This window comes from Pseudoalteromonas sp. SR45-5, assembly GCF_014163565.1.
Lineage (GTDB): Bacteria > Pseudomonadota > Gammaproteobacteria > Enterobacterales > Alteromonadaceae > Pseudoalteromonas > Pseudoalteromonas distincta.
Window position 1 is genome coordinate 1 of record NZ_JACJDN010000131.1, and the last position, 7736, is coordinate 7736.

Consider the following 7736-nt stretch of genomic DNA (forward strand, 5'->3'; position numbering starts at 1 on the left):
TAGTTGGTTAAATTAAACTAAATCAATTAACGACGGTTTTTACGTGCGCGTGCTCGGCGTTGTTTTTTCTCTTCTTCTTTAGCTGCCTTTTTAGCTTCTGCTGCAGCGCGTAAACCAGCAACCATTACTTCTTCTTCCTCACGCATTTGCGGAGTTTCCATCGTAATACGGCCAATAATACCATCGCGCAATTCGTTGATTAGTATTTCAGACATTTTGTATGTGTCTATTTGATTACCACCACGGATACAGCCGCGTTTTTTACCCGCCATTTCAACAAATTCCCAATCACTTTCAGGCAGTTCGGCAATTTTATAACGCGCTTTTAAAAGCTCAGGGTAAGCACGCAATAAGTACTCAGCGGTGTAACTTGCTACTTCTTCATACTCAAGCGCAGTATCACGAATAGCACCGGTAGCGCCTAAGCGATAACCTGAGTTTTCGTTTTCTACTTTTGGCCACAACATACCTGGCGTATCGTAAAGCATAATACCGTCTTCAAGCTTAATGCGTTGTTGCGCTTTAGTAACAGCAGGCTCATTACCTGTTTTTGCAACTATACGTCCAGCCAATACATTAATTAACGTAGATTTACCCACGTTAGGAATCCCCATGATCATGGCTTTAATTTGCTTATCGGCACCCACTTTATGCGGCACTAGCTTTTTACAAAGCTCATTAATACGGTGTACTTCAGCTGCTTTATCATGCCCAAAAGAAATCGCTTTAACACCGTTTTCTTGCTCAAAATAATCTTTCCAGATTTGAGTCATTTTAGGATCAGCTAAATCAGCTTTGTTCAAAATTTTGATGACCGGCTTACCTTCACGCAAGGTTGCCACCATCGGGTTTTCACTACTGTAGGGAATGCGCGCATCAAGCACTTCAATGATCACATCCATTTGTGGCATTATTTCTTTAATTTCATTGCGGGCTTTATTCATATGCCCAGGGAACCACTGGATAGCCATTTTTAACTCCTAACGTATAATTAACCGCTATTTTAACTGGCAATTCATTTAATTGCGCTATACTGGCGCAAATTTTTTCAGATTAGTTGTTATGGCTCTTAAATCCACCATTATGAAAGTGCAGTTATCGCTTAGCGATATGGACCGCCACGTTTATCAAGATTTTAATTTAACCTTGGCTCAACACCCATCAGAAACCGACCAAAGGTTGATGATTCGCTTACTCGCTTTTGCGCTAAATAGCTGTGATGGTTTAGAATTTACTAAAGGGTTAAGTGCTGATGATGAGCCTGAACTTTGGCATGTAAGCTATAGTGAAGAAATAGAACTATGGGTTGAACTTGGCTTACCAGATGAGAAACGCCTTAAAAAAGCCTGTAATAAATCTAAAAAAGTGGTGCTATATACTTATGGTGAAAACAATCAAGCAATTTGGTGGCAAAAACATCAACCTAAATTGTATGAATTTAAAAATCTAAGTATTTTTAGCCTTGATTACGCAGCAACACAAGCACTTGCTGCTTTGGTTGATCGTGGAATTAAGCTCGCCATTTCCATTCAAGATGGTGAAGTATGGGTAAATACCGATACAACCAATATTGAAATAAAACCGCTACAGTTAATGTAATTACGGTAGTTATACCAATTGCATTAAATTAGTTATGTATTATAGCGACAAATAAATAAGTCGATAACAAGGCGAAAATTATGACATATAGTTGTTCTATCTAAATAATTTTTAACGCAGGTAGCGGATTATTTAATACGCTAGGATGATCATGTTTTTAATAAAATTGGTATTAGGGAGCATATGAAAGTTAAACACGTTATTGTTTTACATGGCTTGTATATGTCTGGCTTTGTTATGCGCCCACTTTGTTCACGACTTGAAGAGTCGGGTATGACGGTATTAAACATTACCTATAATACGCTCGACCCTCACCGCGATACCATATTTGCACAAATTGATGAGTGTATTTCTAACGAACCTGCAGCGCTTGTATGCCACTCAATGGGAGGGCTGATTGCACGTGCTTACCTAGAGGCAAACTCTCCTGCTAGCCAGAATATTACGAAGGTAATTACACTGGGTACTCCACATAAAGGCAGCCATATAGCGCAAAAAATGAAGCAAAAAGGGTTTGAATCATTTTTAAAAAATAGTGTTGAATTTTTGCTTACTAAAAATGGTAATTGGCCTTTTAAAGCTAAGCTTTATAGTATCGCAGGGGATTTACCTATTGGGCTTATGCCTTTAATAGTCAAAGGTAGCCAGTCAGATGGCACTGTATTACTAGATGAAACCAAACTTAAAGGTATGGCCGAACATAAAGTGTTTCATTTAAGCCATACCAGTATGATTTACTCGCGCCAAGTACTCGATTACATTTTAAAGTGCTTAAACGAGAAAGATTAATCCTCAGCATTGGCTGCTATTTTATAACTAATTAAAAATATCACAGCCAGTATCAGCGGAATGGGCGCCGCAATGTAACCAAAAAAATCTGAGTTCGCAAAGCTTGCTCCTGCTAAGTGCGCGACTAGCCCAAGCACAAATGCGATGACTGCAATTCCTACCACGATTAACTCTGCTTTATTTTGTTTCGCTGTTCTTGCATGCATGTTATCTCTCCTAATTATTTCGACAACATTATTATGCGCCGTTAGGGTGGATGATTTTTGACCTACATCAATAAAAAAATAGCTAAGTTATTACCTTGAATAAAGTTTGTTTTAGATCATGATTTATATACTTCTGGGTTTTATTTATTTTTGAGGGGTAGTATTTTTATTAATCAGTCCCATTTCTATTAATAGTCTAAAGTGAATACAGGTATCAAAAACAGCTAATAGGTTAAAACTATTAACTAGATACATTTAAACGATTTTACTAATTTATCGAAATTAGTAATACTTATCACAAGTTCACAAACAAACGGTTATTCAGGAGCAAGTTATGTCACATGTAAACGCAATTGGTCTAAACAGCGCAAAAAGCGAAGACATCATAAAGTCACTCAATACATTATTGAGTAGCTACCAGATTCAATACATGAATGCGCGTGGTTTTCACTGGAATATTAAAGGCCGTAACTTTTTTGAACTACACGTTAAGTTTGAAGAAATTTATAACTTGCTACTTCTAAAAGTAGATGAAGTTGCAGAACGTATTTTAACGTTAGATGGCGCACCACTACATGCATTTTCTGATTACCTTGAAGTAAGTAAAATTAAAGAAGCTAAAGGTATTAGTGATGGTGTTACAGCCGTAGAAAACCTACTTGCTGGTTACAGTACATTAATTCACATGCAGCGTGATATTTTAAGCCAAGCTGGTGATGCAGACGATGAAGGTACAGCCTCACTAATGAGCGATTACATTTCAGAGCAAGAGAAACTGGTTTGGATGCTAAAGGCTTACTTAGACTAAACCAGCAAAAAAAAGCCCTCAATGAAGAGGGCCACAAATAGGGATAAATCGTTAAATAATCAAGCGATTCGGTTACTATATTAGCCTCCTCCCAATACTAAACAACGCCCCTGTTACCAGTGGCGTTGTTTTGGGTTTAAGTGGGTGTAATGCTCATATATTGGGATAAACAATGTATAAGCATTACTACTACATTATTTTTCCCCATGAAAAAGCCCCAGCAATACTGAGGCTTTGTGAACGTTACTAATTAAGTAACTATATTAGTGTCGTTATTGTTGGTTAGAATTTACTTCTAAAACCTATGTAGAATGATTGACCAATTGGGTCATACGTACCTGCATCTGTTTCAGTACCAGTACTTGAACCGCTCACACCCGATAAAATGCGTGGTGGCTCTTTATCAAATAAGTTACTCGCACCAGCGTAAAGCTCTGTTGAATCGCTGATATGGTAACTTGCTTGAACATCATGATATGTCACTGAACCAATCCCTACTCCACCTGGAGCAATACCAAAACCACTTAAGAATTGATCATCAAAGTCTGCAGCGCCAATGTAAGTTAAGCTCCAGTTAAAATCAAAGTCGTTAAGTTTATAACCAAAGTTCCAGTTAGCTTTATGCTCTGATGCACCAATTTCTCCAGCAAACTCATCTTTATCAGCGCCTGGAAGTGGGATGCTATAACCATCAATTAGGTAAGTATAAGCAAGGCGAGTTCTAAACGCACCTGGGCCAATATCAGTAGAGTACGTTAGTGTTAAATCAACACCTTCTGTACCTAAACCACCACTGTTAGATACACCACTGTCAATAAACTCTAGTGAACCAGCACTATTATTACCTGATGGCGCACTACGACGAGTTACAAAGTCACAAAAGCTTGTATCGCCACCACCATAACATTGGTCAAGAATAAACTGACGAGGTGTTGATACGATTGCATCTGTAATTTCGATATCAAAGTAATCAAGCGTAATGTCTAGGCCTGATATTAGATTTTCTGGTGTAAATACTAAACCTACTGTTACAGAGTCACCAACTTCTTCTTTTAAATCTTGGTTGCCACGGTTAAAACCACTAATACCTTGTAAGTCAGACTGGTTAAGCGTGAACTCGCCATTTGAGGCGATATTAGTTGTAACACCAACATCTGTACGACAAGCATCACCTGCAGCACCACCGCCACTATTAGTAACACCTAAACATGGATCGTTTAAACCACTTGGGAAAGTTTGTGAAGGTGGAGAAAATAGTTCATCGATATTTGGAGCACGTGTTGAACGTGCACGGGTAGCACGTAAACGTAAGCTATCCATTACTTCCCAGTCTATACCCACGTTCCAACTTTCAGTATTGCCTACTGTTGAGTAGTCAGACAAACGAACTGCTGCATTCATTGTTACAGAATCAAGCACGGGGATGTTTGCTTCTACATAATATTCAGTTACATCAAACGAGCCTTCTGTTGCTGGAATTGCATTACCCGCATTAAGGCCAGCTTGCTGTAGAGCATCAAATTCACTACGTGAGAACTCTTCACGGTATTCAAAACCAGCAGCGATACCTACCATACCTGCCGGTAAATCAAATAAATCACCTGAAATATTACCACCAATGATTTCTTGCTCAACCGACGTTGAAAGTGAGCTAGGTGCACTTACAAAATCAATAGCACCTTGCGATAGCGAATTGAAACCGTAAATGTCTACCGGCGCACAGTTAAAGCCACGTGCTGTCGCATCGATACAAATAGCCTCATCAGTAATACCATCACCATCTAAATCTTGGCTATCGATAACAGCCTCTAAACCTTGACGAAAGCTTTGTACGTTAACTAAACCACCAGAAACTTGCTGCTCTTTTGTTTTACCGTATACATAGTAAGTATCGTAGAACCAACCATCTGCTATTTCACCTTGAAAGCCTAGTGCTAAACGGAATGTGTCACGCTCAGCTCGTGCTCCACGGTTACCGATATCACTTAAGCGCTTTGCAAAAAAGATATCACGCATACCATCACCGTCGGTGTCGGTTGCTGCGTTATATATATCATCAGGTACAAATGCGTTACGCAATATTTCACCGTTTACATTAAATTCAATTGGTACTTGGCCATTTGCATAGATGTCGTCAGAGGCAAAAGGAAATGGCTCTAATTCAGAAACGGTTGTTGTTGCAGCGTAAGTACCTTCATAAAAAAAGCTATGCTTGTCGCTTAGCTCGTAGCTACCATTTGAGGCAAATAAGTAACGTTCTGTAGGTATCGCTATCGTACGTACGCCACTTCGGTTAAAACCATTTGCAGCTACGCCATCGCCACCGTTAGTACTAAACGAGTTTTGTAGGGTGTTTGCATCATTAAACGTAAATGTTTCATCCCCAGCGCTAAAGCGACCCTGTGGCGGAAATGAAGATAAAAATGGACTTACAGCATCAAATACAGAGCCTGGGTTTGCTACTGGATCATCTTCAAAGAAGATACCTGAAAATTGGTCTACTGCCGAGCGGTCACGGTCACGTGAAAAAACAGCACCTTGATCAGAATACCCAAGATGGAACATCGCGTGCCCTTTCCCATCTGAGCTTGATAAGCCTGAGGTAAAGTTAAATTGGCGTGATTCATCATCGCCTTCGCTTGATTCACCATATTGGCCTTCGAATTCAATACCTTCAAAATCATCTTTTAGTACAAAGTTAACTACACCAGCAACAGCGTCAGAACCATAAACAGATGAAGCACCACCTGTCATAATTTCAACACGTTCGATGAATTGACTCGGAATAGTATTTAAATCGACAGCAGAGCTACCTGGTACACCTGATACATAACGACGACCATTCACTAAAACCAATGTGCGGTTAGAGCCTAAATTACGTAAATCAACAGTAGCAACACCCGCACTTGCGGTATTAAAGTTTGAGTTAGTACGGCTAATAGCTGGTGTACCAAATGCAGGGTTCTCTAATAATAAGTCTTGAATATTTAACGACCCTGATGCATCGATAGCAGCACTATCTACAACTTGAATAGGAGCCGATGACATTGCCTCAGCTGAACGAATTCGAGATCCTGTAACTTGTACGCGTTCTATTTTAGTTATTTCGTCATCTTCTGCTGCAACACCTTGAAATGAAAAGCTTGCAAGTATCGCGCTGCTTAGCGCAACTGTTAACGACGATTTTTTAAATAATCGCGCGCTACCTTTGTTAGTTAATGTCATATAATTCCCCTGAATTGTTATTTTTGTAACTAAATGGTTACTTCGCGGATTACAGTAAGGGGATTTATTTAAACACTCTACGGGCATTATTTATGAGGCGTAGTCTTTGGTACGAATAGCAGCTTTTATGGGATGAATTAGTACGTCACAATTATTTTATAAATATATTGTACTTTTCATAACAGTTTTTCCGCTAAGCACGGTCTTTATTATTATATACAGCAAGAGATATAAAATAATGATCGCTTCTTTTCATGCATTAACTTTTGTTAGTAACACTAAGTTTGCAACATTTTTAACAAAGCGTGTGCAAGATCACCGACACTTTGAATCTCAATCTTTTCTTCAAACAAATAGATTAGATCAAATAGACACAGATCAATACAATGTACTGTTTTACGAACTAACCAACCTAGCTGACCCTATGCAAATAGTGCATTTAACTGAGCTTGCTAAAAAGCTGAAGTTAGTCATTATTGCTCAATCGGGACATTTTGCGAGTTTTGCCTTTGAAGTTGGCGCTGTAGATTTTTTAATATTAGATTCAACTGCATCACGTATTGATAAATGCTTTGATAAGCTGATTCACCTTTGCCCGATTGCAAGTGCGGCCGAACGCCAATACCAGCAAAGCACACAAGCTGAAAAGCCATCATCACACATTGTGGTTAAAGATGTAGGTAAGGTAAGGCTAATTGATATCAATGATATTATTTGGATAAATGGCGCGGGCAACTATGTAGAGCTGCATTTTACCCAAGGTAATACGCCGGTACTACATCGCGAAACCATGAAAAATATTGAACAACAACTAGAACCAGAAGGGTTTGTTCGCATTCATCGCTCAACGCTGGTAAGAAGACAAGCTATTTGCGAACTGATGCCTACTGACAGTGGCGATTATAGAGTAAGGCTGAAAAACGATATGTGTTTAAACCTTTCACGGCGCTATAAAGGGTGTTTAGAGAGTATTATAAGCCCTTTTCAATAGCGGTTTATAATACTCATGTTAGTTACCAGTTCTGTTTTATATAACTGTCATTTGGGTGCACTAATAAATAGCTTTCGGTATCTTTATAAAAATTAACTTCTACATCGCTATTTTTCCA

The 7736-nt window shown here is 38.9% G+C and carries 7 protein-coding genes; 4 read left to right on the plus strand and 3 right to left on the minus strand.

What is annotated here, in order from left to right:
• Positions 1 to 26: 26 nt before the first annotated feature.
• A complete protein-coding gene (gene ylqF / locus H5072_RS07090) occupies positions 27 to 971 on the minus strand; it encodes a ribosome biogenesis GTPase YlqF (protein ID WP_182693116.1) in 945 nt (314 codons plus the stop codon).
• Positions 972 to 1062: 91 nt separating this feature from the next.
• On the opposite strand from ylqF, the gene H5072_RS07095 reads away from it, so the two are divergent.
• Entirely contained in the window at positions 1063 to 1599 is a 537-nt protein-coding gene (locus H5072_RS07095) for a YaeQ family protein (RefSeq protein WP_024597137.1), read from the plus strand.
• A gap of 183 nt (positions 1600 to 1782) precedes the next feature.
• A complete protein-coding gene (locus tag H5072_RS07100) occupies positions 1783 to 2388 on the plus strand; it encodes an alpha/beta fold hydrolase (RefSeq protein WP_004334986.1) in 606 nt (201 codons plus the stop codon).
• Here H5072_RS07100 and H5072_RS07105 read toward each other — a convergent pair.
• Entirely contained in the window at positions 2385 to 2594 is a 210-nt protein-coding gene (locus H5072_RS07105; RefSeq protein WP_182693117.1) for a hypothetical protein, read from the minus strand. The genes H5072_RS07100 and H5072_RS07105 overlap by 4 nt on opposite strands.
• A gap of 334 nt (positions 2595 to 2928) precedes the next feature.
• On the opposite strand from H5072_RS07105, the gene H5072_RS07110 reads away from it, so the two are divergent.
• On the plus strand, positions 2929 to 3402 hold the full coding sequence (locus H5072_RS07110; RefSeq protein ID WP_004334993.1) for a Dps family protein: 474 nt from the start codon (positions 2929 to 2931) through the stop codon (positions 3400 to 3402).
• Between the two features lie 282 nt (positions 3403 to 3684).
• On the opposite strand, the gene H5072_RS07115 is transcribed toward H5072_RS07110, so the two are convergent.
• The gene (locus tag H5072_RS07115) at positions 3685 to 6627 is read right to left on the minus strand and encodes a TonB-dependent receptor domain-containing protein (protein WP_182693118.1); all 2943 of its coding nucleotides are present in this window, start codon (positions 6625 to 6627) and stop codon (positions 3685 to 3687) included.
• A gap of 238 nt (positions 6628 to 6865) precedes the next feature.
• Between H5072_RS07115 and H5072_RS07120 the strand changes: the two genes are divergently transcribed.
• On the plus strand, positions 6866 to 7618 hold the full coding sequence (locus tag H5072_RS07120) for a LytTR family DNA-binding domain-containing protein (protein ID WP_182693119.1): 753 nt from the start codon (positions 6866 to 6868) through the stop codon (positions 7616 to 7618).
• The last annotated feature ends 118 nt before the right edge of the window (positions 7619 to 7736 follow it).